14 protein-coding genes, 3 tRNA genes and 1 rRNA gene are annotated in these 16049 nt (G+C 52.8%); all 18 read left to right on the plus strand.

Annotated features, from left to right (window positions below; all coding sequences use genetic code 11):
* A 23S ribosomal RNA gene (locus BR86_RS0112350) occupies positions 1 to 321 on the plus strand; the annotation flags it as partial.
* 68 nt (positions 322 to 389) lie between these two features.
* Positions 390 to 462 (plus strand) — tRNA-Asn (locus tag BR86_RS0112355).
* Between the two features lie 20 nt (positions 463 to 482).
* A tRNA-Ile gene (locus tag BR86_RS0112360) sits at positions 483 to 556 on the plus strand.
* Between the two features lie 297 nt (positions 557 to 853).
* Positions 854 to 927, plus strand: a tRNA-Arg gene (locus BR86_RS0112365).
* 248 nt (positions 928 to 1175) lie between these two features.
* Positions 1176 to 1511: a barstar family protein gene (locus BR86_RS0112370; RefSeq protein WP_031474347.1), complete on the plus strand. Its 336-nt coding sequence runs from the start codon at positions 1176 to 1178 to the stop codon at positions 1509 to 1511.
* Complete coding sequence (locus tag BR86_RS16375) at positions 1441 to 2412, plus strand: M48 family metallopeptidase (protein ID WP_242841613.1); 972 nt, start codon at positions 1441 to 1443, stop codon at positions 2410 to 2412. Before BR86_RS0112370 ends, BR86_RS16375 begins: the two co-directional genes overlap by 71 nt.
* Positions 2413 to 2713: 301 nt before the next feature.
* Entirely contained in the window at positions 2714 to 4432 is a 1719-nt protein-coding gene (gene recJ / locus BR86_RS0112380; protein WP_031474351.1) for a single-stranded-DNA-specific exonuclease RecJ, read from the plus strand.
* Positions 4433 to 4593: 161 nt separating this feature from the next.
* Positions 4594 to 4896, plus strand: a complete 303-nt coding sequence (locus BR86_RS0112385; RefSeq protein WP_031474353.1) for a hypothetical protein — start codon at positions 4594 to 4596, stop codon at positions 4894 to 4896.
* Positions 4897 to 4934: 38 nt separating this feature from the next.
* Positions 4935 to 5816 (plus strand): AzlC family ABC transporter permease, encoded by an 882-nt coding sequence (locus BR86_RS0112390; RefSeq protein ID WP_075034501.1) that lies wholly within the window; start codon positions 4935 to 4937, stop codon positions 5814 to 5816.
* On the plus strand, positions 5806 to 6135 hold the full coding sequence (locus tag BR86_RS0112395; protein ID WP_031474357.1) for an AzlD domain-containing protein: 330 nt from the start codon (positions 5806 to 5808) through the stop codon (positions 6133 to 6135). The genes BR86_RS0112390 and BR86_RS0112395 overlap by 11 nt, the downstream gene beginning before the upstream one ends.
* Before the next feature lie 38 nt (positions 6136 to 6173).
* Positions 6174 to 7022 (plus strand): bifunctional 5,10-methylenetetrahydrofolate dehydrogenase/5,10-methenyltetrahydrofolate cyclohydrolase, encoded by an 849-nt coding sequence (locus BR86_RS0112400; RefSeq protein ID WP_031474359.1) that lies wholly within the window; start codon positions 6174 to 6176, stop codon positions 7020 to 7022.
* Between the two features lie 120 nt (positions 7023 to 7142).
* On the plus strand, positions 7143 to 7850 hold the full coding sequence (locus BR86_RS15345; RefSeq protein ID WP_051684797.1) for a helix-hairpin-helix domain-containing protein: 708 nt from the start codon (positions 7143 to 7145) through the stop codon (positions 7848 to 7850).
* Positions 7851 to 7878: 28 nt separating this feature from the next.
* The gene (locus BR86_RS0112410; RefSeq protein WP_031474363.1) at positions 7879 to 8598 is read left to right on the plus strand and encodes a response regulator transcription factor; all 720 of its coding nucleotides are present in this window, start codon (positions 7879 to 7881) and stop codon (positions 8596 to 8598) included.
* A 228-nt stretch (positions 8599 to 8826) separates the two neighbouring features.
* A complete protein-coding gene (gene thiM / locus BR86_RS0112415) occupies positions 8827 to 9648 on the plus strand; it encodes a hydroxyethylthiazole kinase (RefSeq protein ID WP_031474365.1) in 822 nt (273 codons plus the stop codon).
* A 21-nt stretch (positions 9649 to 9669) separates the two neighbouring features.
* The gene (thiE, locus tag BR86_RS0112420) at positions 9670 to 10323 is read left to right on the plus strand and encodes a thiamine phosphate synthase (protein ID WP_031474367.1); all 654 of its coding nucleotides are present in this window, start codon (positions 9670 to 9672) and stop codon (positions 10321 to 10323) included.
* A gap of 172 nt (positions 10324 to 10495) precedes the next feature.
* Positions 10496 to 11413 carry an HAD family hydrolase gene (locus BR86_RS0112425; protein WP_051684798.1) on the plus strand — a complete coding sequence of 306 codons (918 nt, stop codon included), beginning with the start codon at positions 10496 to 10498 and terminating at the stop codon, positions 11411 to 11413.
* 308 nt (positions 11414 to 11721) lie between these two features.
* The gene (locus BR86_RS0112435) at positions 11722 to 12969 is read left to right on the plus strand and encodes a CDP-glycerol glycerophosphotransferase family protein (protein WP_031474373.1); all 1248 of its coding nucleotides are present in this window, start codon (positions 11722 to 11724) and stop codon (positions 12967 to 12969) included.
* Between the two features lie 2 nt (positions 12970 to 12971).
* Complete coding sequence (locus tag BR86_RS0112440) at positions 12972 to 15866, plus strand: YidC/Oxa1 family membrane protein insertase (protein WP_031474375.1); 2895 nt, start codon at positions 12972 to 12974, stop codon at positions 15864 to 15866.
* The last annotated feature ends 183 nt before the right edge of the window (positions 15867 to 16049 follow it).

The following is a 16049-nucleotide window of genomic DNA, read 5'->3' on the forward strand; positions in this document are numbered from 1 at the left end:
GAGCTGGGTTCAGAACGTCGTGAGACAGTTCGGTCCCTATCCGGCGCGGGCGCAGGATATTTGAGAGGAGCCGTCCCTAGTACGAGAGGACCGGGATGGACTGGCCGCTGGTGTATCTGTTAGGAATCAATCCTATGGCAGAGTAGCCAAGCCGGGAGGGGATAAACGCTGAAGGCATCTAAGCGTGAAGCCCCCCTCAAGATGAGATATCCCATTCGTAAGAAGTAAGACCCCTTAAAGAGTATGAGGTTGATAGGGCAGAGGTGGAAGTGCAGTAATGCATGCAGCTGACTGTCACTAATAGGTCGAGGGCTTATCCAGAAGGTTTCAAAAATCGGAGATATTTCAATCAGTAAGCAGTTTTGAAGGTATGTACCATTTACCTTTATTCCTCTATAGCTCAGTCGGTAGAGCGCGTGACTGTTAATCACGATGTCGTTGGTTCAAGTCCAACTGGAGGAGTTTTTTTTATACATTTTTTTGGACCTTTAGCTCAGCTGGTTAGAGCAGTCGGCTCATAACCGATAGGTCCCGGGTTCGAGTCCCTGAAGGTCCACGATTGGAGACAGCGTATGCTGTCTCTTTTTTTGTTTCACAGCAATCGTTCGATCTGAGGATGATAAAACCTGTGAATTCAAAAAAAATTTGAGTAATTGGAGAAGAAAGAGCTTCGCACCACCCATGGAACATAAAACGTTCCGCAAGGTTTACACACGCTGCTGAGAGGGAATGTCACTTTCCGGTGACCAGCAGCGGCGCGAAAATAAATATTCATAATTTTATATTTTTGCTTGACTTTCAGAACGAAAGGTATATAATAGTCATTGTTCTGATTGAGAGATCAGTTGGAAATGCGTGTGTAGCTCAGCTGGATAGAGCACTTGGCTACGGACCAAGGTGTCGCGTGTTCGAATCATGTCACACGCATAATGAGAGGCTTCGGAGAAATCCGGAGCCTTTTTTCTATGTCATAGGAAAGTGCTTCGCATTTCCCTGTGATATAAAACGCTCTGACAGAAGACGCTCTGACAGAAGACAGTTGAACAAAAAGAAGCGGTTAAAAGAGATGTTTAAAAGAGGCGTTTAAAAGAGGAGGTTATTTGACCGTTCCCTTTCCCGATAAAATCATTTATAATTACGTTTTGGACCAACCGATCAAACAGGGGGATAAAACGATGAAACTGATTGAAATCGATTTGAATAAAATGCAGTCTGAGAAGGAAATTCATGAGATTCTTGCAAAGGAATTTGAGTTTCCGAATGATTATGCCATGACCATGGATGCGCTTCGCGACCTTCTGAAGGGAAATGTCGGCAATGGCTGTATTCGTGTCACGCACTGTGCGGATGCATCTTCTCCGATGGCAGAGGCCGGTGCATGTTTTGAGAAGATCCTGGAGGAATGTGCGGAGACAATCCAGGAAGAGGGAGATGCAATTTATGCAGTATTTGCGGATAAATCCCAGGAAGATCCGAGAAATTGGGGCATGGCCGGACAGTTCGGACTTTAATCGGAAGATTGATCTGCTTGTCAGCGCAGACAAGATCAGAAAAATTCCGAAAAAAGAATCTGCTACGGGAAGACATACGCTGGGATCGCTTCCGGGACAGCTTGGCGGAACCTTTGAGCAGATGCTTGCTTCCGTTCTGAACGCAGGGAAACCGCGCGAGTATACACCGGATGAGTTTCTGAGCCGCTCCGGTAAGGTATTGGCGGACAGAACGTCCGGTAGCCCAGACGACGGAGCGGAGGGAAAAAACATTGCCGGAGCTGCGGATAAGGATAAGTTTGCGGATGGTTTTGCCAATGGAATTCCGGCATTCGGAGATGAACAGACGGATGCGGCCGGTTCTGCATTGGAAATGGTGGAAGAGTACCGGATTCCATATCAGATGATCCGGAGCGGTCGCGCAACCATCTCTATTGAGATTGGCCGTGACTGCAATCTGGTTTTTCGCGCTCCGATGCGGACAAAGACGAGGGATGTCGAGGAACTCGCCCGGAAACATTTTCCATGGATCGTGCAGCATATGGCGAAAAAGCTGACAGAGCGGGAAAATGGAACACAGCTGGAAGAATTGTCACAGGATGAGAGGAAACAAAAGGTTAACGCATTTGTTCCGGTCCTGAAAGAACGTCTTCAATATTATGCCGGACGCATGGGCGTTACGTACGGCCGCGTCTCGATTCGCAATCAGAGAACCCGGTGGGGAAGCTGCTCGGCGAAAGGAAATCTGAATTTCAACTGGCGGCTTTCCATTCTGCCGGAGGAACTCCGGGATTATGTGATTGTCCATGAACTCGCCCATCGGAAGGAAATGAACCATTCTGCGTCGTTCTGGGCGATTGTGGAGAGCATTCTTCCGGATTACAAAGAGCGAAGAAAAAAACTGAAAGAATACCACATCTGATTCGCTATGAGAAAAAGATCATAGCAGGGAACACTGATCCGGGATAATGGATACAGGATAAACTGACACGGAAAGACAGATACCGGGTAAACTGCCGCAGGAACATCAGATACAGGATAAACTGCCGCGGAAGGACAGATACCGGGTAAATTGCCGCGGAAAGACAGATACAGGGTAAACTGCCGCAGGAACATCAGATACAGGATAAAATGGCGCAGGAAAAACATACACAGGGATAACTGGCACAGGAAAAACCGGCACAGGATTAACACGCAGATAACGCAGACAGGAGCAAAAGGACATGGCACAGACAGCGCCGCAGCAATGGATGGTATACACAAAAAAAGCGGATTTCCGCCATATCGCGGATCGGTTCGGCATTGATCCGGTTCTGGCACGCATTCTAACCAACCGCGGGATTGTCGGAGATGAGGCCATCGACCGGTATCTCAACGGGACTCTGAAGGATCTGTATGATCCGGCGCTCCTCAAAGGCACAGACCGGGCGGCAGAGATTCTTCTTCAGAAGATCCGTGAAGGGAAGCGGATCCGTGTGGTCGGAGATTATGACATCGACGGTGTCTGCTCGACGTATATTCTGGTGTCAGCCCTGTCCATGCTTGGAGCGGACGTTGATCATCGGATTCCGCACCGGATCAAAGACGGATATGGCATCAACGAAGCCATTATCGATGAGGCGCTTGCAGACGGCATTGACACGGTCATTACCTGTGACAATGGGATCAGTGCCTTTGCACAGGTCGAGAAGGCAAAAGCTTCCGGAATGACGGTGATCGTCACAGATCACCATGAGGTCCCGAAAGAAGGAGACCGGGAAATCATTCCGCCGGCAGATGTCGTGATTGATCCGAAGATCTCGGACAGCGGATATCCGTTCCTGGAGATCTGTGGCGCGGTGGTCGCATGGAAGCTGATCGCAGTGCTCTTCCGAAATGCCGGCCGGCCCGACAGCGACTGGATGAAATATCTGGATTTTGCGGCCATCGCCACGGTGGGGGATGTGATGCCGCTCATAGATGAAAACCGGATCATCGTGAAATACGGACTTCCGGCGGTGGAGCGCACCGAGAATCCGGGCCTGCACGCTTTGATTGAAAAGACCGGTGCCGGACAGCATACGCTGACCTCGTATGCGATCGGCTTTGTAGTGGGACCGGCCATCAACGCTGGCGGCCGTTTGGAGTCGGCGGACATCGCGGAAGAGCTGTTTCTCTCAAGAGATCCGTTTACCATTGAGGAATTGTCCAAACGCCTTGTGGAATTGAACGATGAGCGGAAAGACATGACCGAACAGGAAACGGTTCGCGCGTCGGAGATCGTGGAGACGCAGTACGAAAACGATAAGGTTCTGGTGGTGTATCTTCCGGGATGTCATGAGTCGCTGGCCGGCATCATTGCCGGACGGCTGAGGGAAAAATATCAGAAGCCGTCGATTGTACTGACCGATGGCGAGACGTCCGTCAAGGGATCGGGACGATCCATCGAAAACTATCACATGTTCGCAAAACTCACGGAAGTAAAGGACCTTCTTCTGAAATACGGCGGGCATCCGATGGCGGCGGGACTTTCCATTGATCGGGAAAATGTGGATGAGTTCCGCAGAAGACTCAATGAGAACAGCGGTCTTCGCGAGGAAGATCTGACGGCGAAGATTTGGATCGATGTGCCGATGCCGATCGGATATGTCTCGGAAAAACTGATCGGGGAGCTGGAAATGCTGGAGCCCTTCGGCCAGGCCAATGACAAACCGATCTTCGCGGAGGCGGGACTCGGTATCCGAAGCTGCCGCGTTCTCGGGAAAAACCGGAATGTGGTCAAAATGACGCTGGTGGAGCCGGACGGTCACGCGATGGAAGCGGTTGTCTTCACTGACGGAGACTGCTTTGAGGAAGAACGCGGCGGCCGGACCACAGTGGACATCGTCTATTATCCGGAAATCAATGAATATAATGGCAGAAAGAGTCTTCAGGCCGTGGTGAGACGATACCGGTTCCGGTAAGAAAGCCGCCCGGAGAACCGTTTGATCCGCGTTTTCTGCAGTATGCATTAAATGAATAACGACGATTACCTGATATTATATAAGATTCCCTGAAGGAATAGTTATTAACAAAAACCATAACTTCTGATACAATATGTAACAATAGTCAGAGAGGAGACGGAATGATTGAACGGGACGATGTGATGCCGATCAGCTTTTTGAAACTGGAAAAGTTTACGGGGAGCTATCAGGGGATGCGCTATCGTATGGAGAAGGCTTCCGTCACCGTCGGTGAAGGCGATGATGCGAAAGAAGAGACCGTTCTGCGGGTGGTCGAGTGGCCGGAGCCGTTTGCCTATGATTTCACGCCGGATGACCAGAAAAAGTCAGAGACATTTTCCTTTGATGAGAAAGGAATTGAAGACGGAATCGCGTGGCTGAACCGGTGTCATGATGCGGAGTACGCCGGGTGGAAGAGAAACTGAGAACAAATGAATGACCGCCAAAGGGGGCGGAATGTGAGATGGATTGGAAACAGGTGTACAGGAAAGGCCTGAAGGACGGTCTGGCGATCGGTCTTGGGTACTTTCCGGTGTCATTTACCTATGGATTCATGGCAGTTGCGGGCGGTCTTCCGGTGTGGGTGGCCGTGCTTGTCTCATTGACCAACCTGACCAGTGCGGGACAGTTCGCGGGAACGAATCTGATCTTTGCAGGGGCAGGGTACGTCGAGATCGGGCTCACCGTTCTGATCATCAATCTGCGGTATATGCTGATGTCGCTTTCCATCTCTCAGAGAATTGACCAGAAGATGGGGACGCTGAAGCGCCTCCTTTTTTCATACGGAATTACGGATGAAACCTTTGTTGTGGCTTCGATGGAGCAGGGAACACTCCGTTTTCCGTATCTGATGGGGCTGATCACACTCCCGACGGTCGGATGGACACTTGGAACGTGGACCGGTGCTTCCATTACGGGACTTCTCACACCGGAACTTCGAAGCGCGATGGGAATTGCGCTCTACGGAATGTTCATTGCGCTGATCATTCCGCCCGCAAGAGAGAGCAGAAATGTTCTGATCGTGATCATCTGCGCGGTTGCAATGAATCTGTTTTTGCGCTATGTCCCGGCCTTTTCCTTTATTTCCGCGGGATTCCGGATCATTATCGCAACGGTCTTCGGCGCGGCGATCGGTGCAAAGTTTTTTCCGAAAGATCTGTCGGAGGAAAATGATTCCGGCTCCGGAGACCATAAGCCGGAGGAGAACGATTCCTGCTCCGCAGACAGCAAACCGCCGGTGAGAGAATCTGCGGCGGAAACGGAACCGGACAGTGAATCAGTAACGTTCATGGAAAATGCTGGGGAAACCGGAACGGAAGAGAAGGAGGACAGACATGCAGTATGATCTGACAAGAGTTTTGATCTGTGTGGCCATCATGGCGTTCGTCAGCTACCTGCCGAGGGTTCTTCCGGTCACGGTCTTTCGAAAACAGATCAAAAGCCGGTTTGTCCGGTCATTTCTGGATTATACGCCGTATGCGGTGCTGGGAGCGCTGACATTTCCGGACGTCTTTTTCTCGACCGGATCCATCTGTTCGGCACTGGTCGGAACGGCAGTGGCGTGCTTCTTCGGCTATCGGGGCAAAAGTCTTGTCGTGGTAGCGGTGGCGGCCATCGCAGCGGTTTACATTGCGGAGATGATATCCGGCATGATGATTGGATAAGCAAGCAGAAAAAAGGAAAACAGGAAGGAAACATCATCTTGGAAACAAATAAGATTTTAAAAGGCGCGCCGCTGGCCGCGGAGATCAAAGAAAAACTCATTGCGGAGGCTTCCGCCATGGAGAAAAAACCGATGCTGGCGACGGTTCGCATCGGCGAGAAACCGGACAGCATTGCGTATGAGAGAAATGCGGTCCGCCGCATGAAGGCCTACGGAATGGATGCGAAGTCCTACGTTTTCCCGGAATCTATCACGACGGAGGACTTTGTCCGTGAGTTCAAGGCGATCAGCGACGACGATGCCATCGACGGAATTCTCCTCATGCGTCCGTTCCCGGAGCACATCTCGGAAGAGGAAGTTTACGGCACCATTGACCCGATGAAAGATCTCGACGGCATTTCTCCGATCAATGTGGCGCGTGTCTTCAGCTGGGACGCAAGAGGCTATGCGGCAGCGATTGTGGAGGCGATCGTGCGTCTCCTTCTGCATGCGGGAGTTGAACTGAAGGGAAAGAATGTGACGATTGTCGGCCGGAGCAAGGTTGTCGGACGTGCGCTGGCAATGATGCTTCTGCAGCATGATGCGACGGTGACGATCTGCCACACCAAGACGGTGGATATGGACCGTCGGTGCCGCGAAGCCGATATTCTGGTGACATGTGCGGGGCAGAAGGATCTGATCACCGCCGAGTATGTCAAGAAGGATGCGGTTGTCATCGACGTCGGTTTCAATGTCGACGAGGAGGGAAATATCAGCGGGGATGCCGATTTTGACGGTATTCTGGACAAGGTGAAGATGATCACGCCGGTTCCGGGCGGCGTCGGCGGTGTCACGACGGCGATCCTTGCGGAGCACCTTCTCCGCGCCGCGAAATCCCGAAGAAAGTAATATATGTCCGTATCTTTCGGGCAGAAAGAATGCCCGCGGCTATTGTCATTAAGTCCTGTCTCCGTTAAAATATAGGGAGGCAGGACTTTTTTCTCCGTTCTTTTTTGAGAAAGGGAGAAAATGAATCCGATCAAAACAAAGTGCATCCGGATTTCGGTGATTGCGGCGGCATTTCTGATCATGGCCGCGGCATATCTTACCGGTCCGGGAAAAAGAACACAGACAACATTTACCATTGACGGTGAGGAGCAGTCAATGGAGAGCGCGGATCCGGCTGATTTGAGCAGTGAAGACGGACAGGAGACCGCATCACCCGGCAAAGAAGTCCCCGACTCCGGCCCCGATTCCGGAGAACACCGGCCGGATGCGGAAAAACTTGCGGTTTACGTCTGCGGACATGTGGTATCGCCCGGTGTGGTTTTCCTGAAGGAAGGGAGCCGCATCTGCGATGCAGTCGCGGCAGCGGGCGGTTTTGCGCCGGATGCATCACAGGATTCCGTGAATCTTGCGATGCCTGTGAGCGACGGTCTGCAGATCCGGGTGCCGGGAAAAAACGAGACGGTGAATGCGGCGGCCGGCATTGCCGGCGGGACCAATTCGGCAGGGACTGCGCAGGGGAACGGTTATCCGCTAAATGGCGGCAGAATCAATATCAACACCGCTTCCGGAGAGGAGCTTCAACAGCTTCCCGGAATCGGGAAGAGCCGGGCGGAGGATATCATCGCGTACCGGGCGAAGAAGCCGTTTGACAGCATTGAGGAGATCATGAAAGTTCCCGGGATTAAGAAGGGGGCATTCGGGAAGATCAAAGACCGGATCGCAGTGTAGATGAGGAGAACAGCAGGAAGGAAGAAAAATGTCTAAGATTCTGGTAGTGGATGACGAAAAGCTGATCGTAAAGGGAATCCGGTTCAGCCTTCTTCAGGACGGATACGAGGTTGATTGTGCGTACGACGGAGAAGAGGCGCTGGGACTGGCGAAAGCGCAGGAATATGACTGTGTGCTTCTTGACGTGATGCTTCCGAAGATGAACGGAATGGAAGTGCTTCAGTCTATCCGGGAATTTTCGGATATGCCGGTCATTCTGCTGACAGCCAAGAGCGAGGACATGGATAAGATCATGGGACTTGAGAGCGGTGCGGATGATTATGTCACAAAACCGTTCAATATTCTGGAGGTCAAGGCAAGAATCAAGGGTATCCTGCGGCGCGCGTCAAAGGCACAGAAGGCGATTGAGAAGGCCAGTGCCGGAAATGATGTAAAAAAAGCGGTGATCCAGGCATCGGACATGGAGATCAACACGGAGACAAGACGGGTCTTTGTAGCGGGAAAAGAGATTAACCTGACCGCCAGAGAGTTTGATCTTCTGGAGCTTTTGATGACGCATCCGGGCAAGGTTTACAGCCGCGAGGATCTTCTGAAACTGGTATGGGGAAACCGGGCCGCGGCTTCCGGCGGAGATGTGCGCACAGTGGATGTTCACGTAAGAAGGCTTCGCGAAAAGATTGAGCCGAAGCCGAGCGATCCGAAGTATGTTCACACCAAATGGGGGGTAGGATACTACTTTCAGGCCTGAGCACACGGCATCGAAGAAATAAAGATATACTGCAACTGACGGGAGCTCGCGGCAGCGGGCTGAGAGGAAACTGGGCCGTTTCGACCGAAACCTGATTTGGATAATGCCAACGTAGGGATTTGACGAATATCAGTTCAAATGCAAACAGGGCAGCGTCCGTCAGGGCGCTGCCCTGTTTGCACAAAAAACGGAAGATATTTATGAACGAATAAACGAAAGGGGAAAACTATGTTAGGAGAGTATCTGGAGAATGTTCATCAGAATTCACCGTTGATCCACTGCATCACCAACTATGTGACGGTCAATGATGTCGCGAACGTGCTTCTGGCATCGGGCGCAAGCCCGATCATGTCCGCGGAGCCGCGCGATGTCGAGGAGATCACATCGATCTGTTCCGGGCTCTACATCAACATCGGCACACTGACCAAACGGGGAGTGCGCGGCATGAACATCGCGGGCGGAGCTGCGGAAAGGCTCGGTCATCCGATGGTGCTGGATCCGGTCGGCGCAGGTGCAAGCGCATATCGGACCAAAACGGCGCTGGAGCTCATGGATTCCCTTCATTTCCATGTGATCAAGGGCAATGTCTCCGAGATCCGGACGTTGGCGGATGGCTCCGGCTCGACGAGAGGTGTCGATGCGTCGGCTGCGGACGTTGTGACGGAAGACAATCTGGACGTCATGGTGAAGTTTGCCAAAGACTTTGCGAAAGCCAAAAACTGTATCGTTGCGATCACCGGAAAGATCGATCTGGTTGCCGATGCGGAGCGGTGCTTTGTCATCCGGAACGGCAAAAAAGAGATGGGAAAGGTTACCGGAACGGGCTGTCAGCTTGGCGCGCTGATCAACGCGTTTATCTGTTCCAATCCGCGCAATATGCTGGGTGCAACGGCCGCCGCGGTCTGCGCGATGGGGGTGGCCGGAGAGATCGGCTGGAGCCGCATGGAAGACGGAGAAGGCAATGCGACCTACCGGAACCGTATCATTGATGCCGTATACAACATGACCGGCGCGATGCTGAATAAATGTGCAAGATATGAGATTTGCTGAGAGAAAAAAGGAGAAGACAGCATGAATTGTACCAAAGAGAGCCTCCTGCTCTATGCAGTCACCGACCGCCACTGGCTGAACGGAAGAACACTGATCGATCAGGTCAGAGAGGCAATTGACGGAGGGGCGACGTTCATTCAGCTCCGGGAGAAAGAACTGGATGAGGAACGTTTCGAACAGGAAGCTCGGGAGATCGGGGCTCTCTGCCGGGAACGCCATATTCCGTTTGTGCTGGATGACAACGTTATGCTTGCAAAGAAGGTCGGTGCGGACGGTGTTCATGTCGGTCAGAGTGACATGGAGGCGGGCAATGTCCGCTCTCTCATCGGACCGGACCGGATTCTCGGCGTTTCCGCCCAGACGGTCGAGCAGGCGATCCGCGCAGAACAGGCGGGAGCAGATTATCTCGGTGTCGGCGCAGTGTTTCCGACCGGATCGAAGGATGACGCAACAGAAGTCAGCTATGACACGGTAAAAGCGATCGTGGAGGCCGTGTCCATCCCGGTGATTGCGATCGGTGGAATCACAAAGGACAATGTCGGAGAGCTTTCCGGAACCGGAATTGCCGGCGTGGCGGTCATCAGCGCGATCTTTGCGAAAGAAGATATCCATGAGGCGACGGCGGAATTGAAGACGGCGGTGGAACGTATGGTTCACTCTGCTGAGAGACCATAACATCGGAAGCGGAGATCAAAGAACCGCCGCCGATCCGAAGCGAAAAGCGATCTTTGGCGGCGCACCGATTCGAATCGTAAAAGCCATCCTTTGCAGTGCACCGATCCGAACCGGAAAAGGTGCGAAACCGGCAGACCGAACAAACAAAAAACGCAGCGGGAGCAGTATCATCATGAAGGCACAAGAACAGACAGGACGGGAAGCGATGGACGGCCGGATCGGGCAGAAAGCAATGTCATCCGGAAGACTGGAGAGAAGCCATACGTCAGGAAGCAGTGCGATACTGCCGCAGCAGATTCGCGGCTGCATCATGGATGTTGACGGGACCATTCTGGATTCCATGGGGATCTGGACCGGACTTGGACGGCGCTATCTGGCGGAACGAGGGATTTGCGCGGAGGAAGACCTGGACCGGATTCTTTTTCCGAAATCGACGGTGCAGGCGGCGCAGTATCTGATCGATCATTACGGATTGCAGGAGAGCAACGAGGATGTCTGCAGGCATATCTTTTCGATCATCGACACCTTCTACCGGGATGAAGTCACCGGAAAGCCCGGCGCGGCGGAATTTCTCCGGAATCTGAGGAAAAACCGAATTCCGGTCATTCTTGCGACAAGCAATGAAAAAGAACCGGTTTATGCCGCCTTCCGACGGCTCGGGCTGGATGACTGCATCTGCGGGATTGTGACCTGCTCGGAGTTTCAGACGGATAAGACTAAGCCGGTGATCTACCGGGAGGCGGCCCGGATTCTGCAGCGGGTGATCGATGAAGACCGCCTCGGGACAGGAGAAATGCGTCATTTACCGGAGCGGAGTCAGAGCGGGAAAACGAAAAAACGGAACCGTTGCATTTCATCGGAATTCGCTGTCTTCGAGGACACCTATTTTGCAGCCCAAAGCGCAAAGCAGGACGGTTTTTTCACCATCGGAGTGGAGGATGCGGCAAGCAGGGCGGATCGTGAGAAAATCCGCGCACTCTGCGATCGGTTTATCTCCGATTACCGGGAGCTGTTGCCGTGGACAATAACCGGGAATGATGACCGGGATCGATCCCCGGAAACGATAACCGGGAACGATGACCGGGAATGATCTCCGGAAACAATGACTGGAAACGACTGCCGGAAACAATAAACAATCCGAAGAAACGTGAAACCTTATTCCAAAAACATAACAATAAGTATATAATAGGGCAGACTGTGTTCGCACGGTCTGCTTTGTTTTATTTCATAGGAAAGCACTCGGCATTTTCTATAAAAAATGCTCCGCGGGGATGGGGAGCCGAAGTCCGCTGGAGGACTTTGATCCTGTACGCAAACGTCCCGGAACACCAGGGCACGGGAAAGGCAGAGCAGAGTCACAGCGCACATAGCGATATTTACAGATAAAGGGAGTTTCTTATGCGATTATATATTGACCCAGGCACGGGAAGCATGCTGTTTACTATTCTGATCGGACTTGTCGGTGCGGGAATTTATTCCGCGCGGATGCTGATCGTTAAGCTCCGATTCATCCTGAGCGGCGGAAAAAAGGTGGACATGAATGCGAACCGGATTCCGTTTGTGGTGTTTGCCGATCACAAGCGGTACTGGAATATCTTCGAACCTGTTCTTCGGGAGTTTGACAAGCGCGGCGTGGACGTCGTCTACATGACGGCATCGCCGGATGATCCGGGCCTTCAGAATCCGTATCCGCACATTCGCGGCGAATTCATCGGTGAGGGAAACCGCGCGTTTGCGAAACTCAATTTCCTGAAAGCCGGCATTGTCCTCTCCACGACGCCGGGACTGGATGTCTATCAGTGGAAGCGCTCCAAAGAAGTGCAGTGCTATGTCCACATTCTTCATGCGGCGAGCGAAGCGACGCTCTACCGCATGTTCGGCATCGACTATTACGATTCCATCCTTCTTTCCGGGGAGTATCAGGCGACGGATGTGCGGAATCTCGAAAAACTCCGCAATCTCCCGGCAAAGGATCTGGTCGAGGTCGGTATCCCGTACATGGATGAGATGAAAGTGCGCTTTGAGAAGGCAGGACCGGCGCCGAAACATGAGACGACCGTGCTGCTTGCGCCGTCCTGGGGGCCGGAAGCGATCTTCTCCAAATACGGCGATCAGATTCTGAAGGTGCTTCTGGAGACCGGATATCACATCATTGTCCGCCCGCACCCGCAGTCCTACACTGCGGAGAAGGACATGATCGAGACCATTATGAAGAAATATCCGGAATCCGACCGGATCGAGTGGAACCGTGACAATGACAACTTTGAGGTTCTTCGCCGCTCGGACATTCTGATCTCCGATTTCTCCGGCGTTATCTTTGAATTTGCGATGGTTTACGATAAGCCGGTTATCTACACGGCAGCCAATATTGACACCAGTGTCTATGACGCCTGGTGGCTGGATACGCCGCTCTGGACGACGGGAATCCTTCCGCGCATCGGTCATGAGCTGAACGGACTGAATCTGCCGATGCTGCACTCGATCATCGACGAATGCCTGAATGACACGCGCTACGCGAAAGGCAGAGACGAAGCCAGAAGCGAGGCGTGGGAGCACATGGGCGAGGGCGCGGTCCGCACGGTGGATTATCTGATGAAGAAATACCGTGAACTGAATCCTGCGGAACGTCCGGATAAGGAGGCATAGGGATGAGCGTATCGGCGATTCTGTACACCCTGTTGATCAAGCCGCTGGAGCTCTTTTTCGAGATCATCTTTGTCACGGCGAACCGTTTTACGAATCATCCGGGATTCTCCATCATCGTGCTGAGTCTTACGATGAATTTCCTCGTTCTCCCGCTTTACCGCCGCGCCGATGCGGTGCAGGCGGAAGAACGCGACATCGAAAAGAAACTTCACCGGGGTGTCGCGCACATCAAAAAAGTGTTTCACGGCGACGAGCGCATGATGGTGCTGCAGACGTATTACCGCCAGAACAGCTATAAGCCGACGGATGCCTTCAAGGGATCCATTTCCCTGTTTTTGGAGATCCCGTTCTTTATCGCGGCCTACCGCTTTCTGTCCGGACTGCAGACTCTTCACGGTGTGAGTTTCGGACCGATCGCCGATCTGGGAAATGCGGACGGCCTGATCACAATCGGGGCCCTGCCGCAGCCGGTCAACCTTCTCCCGATCATCATGACGGCGGTGAATCTGATCTCCTGTGTGATCTTCACGAAAGGATATCCGGTCCGCACAAAGATACAGCTTTACGCCATGGCGGTGTTCTTTCTGTTTTTCCTCTACACCTCGCCGTCGGGGCTTGTGTTTTACTGGACGCTGAACAACCTCTTTTCGCTGATCAAGACGATCTTCTATAAATTAAAACATCCTAGAGAGGTGCTGGCGGTGCTCTTTGCCGTGTGCGGTGCGGCGCTGGCAGTCTATGGCCTCCTCTTTTACGACAATATTGCGGAACGCCGGATTGTCACTGCCATCATCGGCGTCGGGTTTATGATGCCGCTCTTCCGGATGGCGTATGAACTCCGGATGGCGGAGCGCATCACAGCGCGGCATTCCGACCGGCCGGGCCGGAGGCAAATGGAGCCGAACGCGGTTCGGTTCCGTCTCTGCGGTCTTTTCCTGACGCTGCTTCTCGGCGGTCATATCCCGTCGGGTGTCATCGCGGCAAGTCCGCAGGAATTCGTCTCGACGTTTTCCTATTACAATCCGCTCCTTTATATCGCGATTTCTCTTCTTACGGCCGCCGGATTCTTTCTGGTCTGGATGGGCGTATTTTACGGGATCGCGAACCGGGACGGACGTTTGGCGCTGGAGCGGGTTCTTGCGGTCTGCTGCGCGGCCGCGACCGTAAATTATATGGCCTTTCCGGGAGATTACGGAAACCTCAGCAATTCGCTCCGGTATGATGAAGTGCCGAATATCCTGATGCCGGACATTCTTCTCAATCTGGCGGCAGTGACTGCGGCCGGCGCAGGAGTCCTCGTTTTTCTTCATTTCCGGAAGACGGAGAAACACTTTTCCATGGGCATTCTCACCGGCGTCATTGCCCTCGGCGTGATGACGGTTGTCCACGGACAGAGAATTGACGGGAGCACACGGTCACTGCAGAAGAATGCGATCCGGGCAACCGATGCCGATCCGGTTCTTCCGCTCTCAAAGAACGGGAAAAATGTCATTGTTTTCATGCTGGACCGTGCCCTCGGCACGCACATTCCGTATCTGATGCAGGAGAAGCCGGAACTGAAGGAACAGTTTGCAGGATTCACCTATTATGAGAATACGGTTTCCTTTGGCGGTCATACGAATTTCGGCGTGCCGGCACTCTTCGGCGGATATGAATACACGCCGGTGGAACTCAATAAGCGCGATCAGGAAAACCTTTGTGACAAGCATAACGAAGCGCTCCGCGTGCTTCCGGTAATGTTTGAACAGGCCGGATATGATGTGACTGTTACGGACCCGCCGTACGCGAACTATCAGTGGAACAGTGATATCAGCATTTACGATGATTATCCGGATATTCACGCCTATATCACACAGGGGAAATTCAGCGACCACAGCGGTGCGGAGCGCGTCCGCGCGGACAATCAGCGGAATTTCTTCCTCTATGCGCTGATGAAATCCTCCCCGCTCTTTGCGCAGAACTATTTCTACAACGCCGGAAAGTACAATCAGGCGCCGGGTGCAAAGCTTGCGGAATCGGAGGACGAAGGTCAGGTGATCTACGGAACCTCCCAGCAGGAGGGAATCAACCAGACCTTCATGGACAGCTTCAGAGTGCTGCAGAAGCTTCCGGAGATCACGAAAGTGGTGGGAAATGATGCCGGACCGAGTGCGGAATCCGATCCCGGAAACACCGGCGCCGGAACATTTCTCATGATGCAGAACGATTCAACGCACAACAGTGTTCTCCTGCAGGAGCCGGATTACACGGTGAGCAGCTCCATCGACAATACTGTCTACGATAAGGCGCACCGGAAGCGCTTCACCGTGAACGGCCGGAAGATGGAGGTCAAGGGATCGCTGCAGTATGGCGATTACGAGACAAACATGGGCGTGATGCTGGAGCTCGGAAAATGGTTTGACTATCTTCGGGATCAGGGCGTCTACGACAACACGAAAATCATCCTTGTCTCCGACCACGGTTTTGGCAGAAATCGTTTCCCTCAGCTTATTCTCGATGGATATGACACCTATAAGGGTTCGGAAAATATCTACGATGCGGAGTATTATTGTCCGCTTCTGATGGTGAAGGATTTCGGCGCGAAGGAATTTACCACGGACAGCACCTTTATGACCAACGCCGATGCCGCCGTGCTGGCGGTGAAGGATGTGATCGCGGATCCGGTGAACCCGTTCACGGGAAAAGAAATCACGGACGCCGAGAAGACGGCGCATCCGCAGTACATCCTTGCGTCGAATCATTATGATATCAATGTCAACGACGGTACGCAGTATAAACCGGACACCTGGATTGCGGTGAGGGATGACATCTGGAATCCGGATAACTGGAAGGTGCTGAACCACAAGGCGGTCTTCCCGGAAGAATCCCGGACGGACAAAACCGAACTGCGGGAATGACGCATCCGCGGAAATGACGATTCATGGGAATGACGCATCCGCGGAAATGACAAATCCGTGGGAAAGACGAACCCGCGAGAATGACCAATCCGCGGAAATATTTCTTCCTCATGGGAAGGGATGAAATACAGAAAAAAATAAACAGATAGTATGGATGGATCCGTGTGCAGAATCATGCGGGTC

Source organism: [Clostridium] aminophilum DSM 10710, from assembly GCF_000711825.1.
Taxonomy (GTDB): domain Bacteria; phylum Bacillota; class Clostridia; order Lachnospirales; family Lachnospiraceae; genus Clostridium_R; species Clostridium_R aminophilum.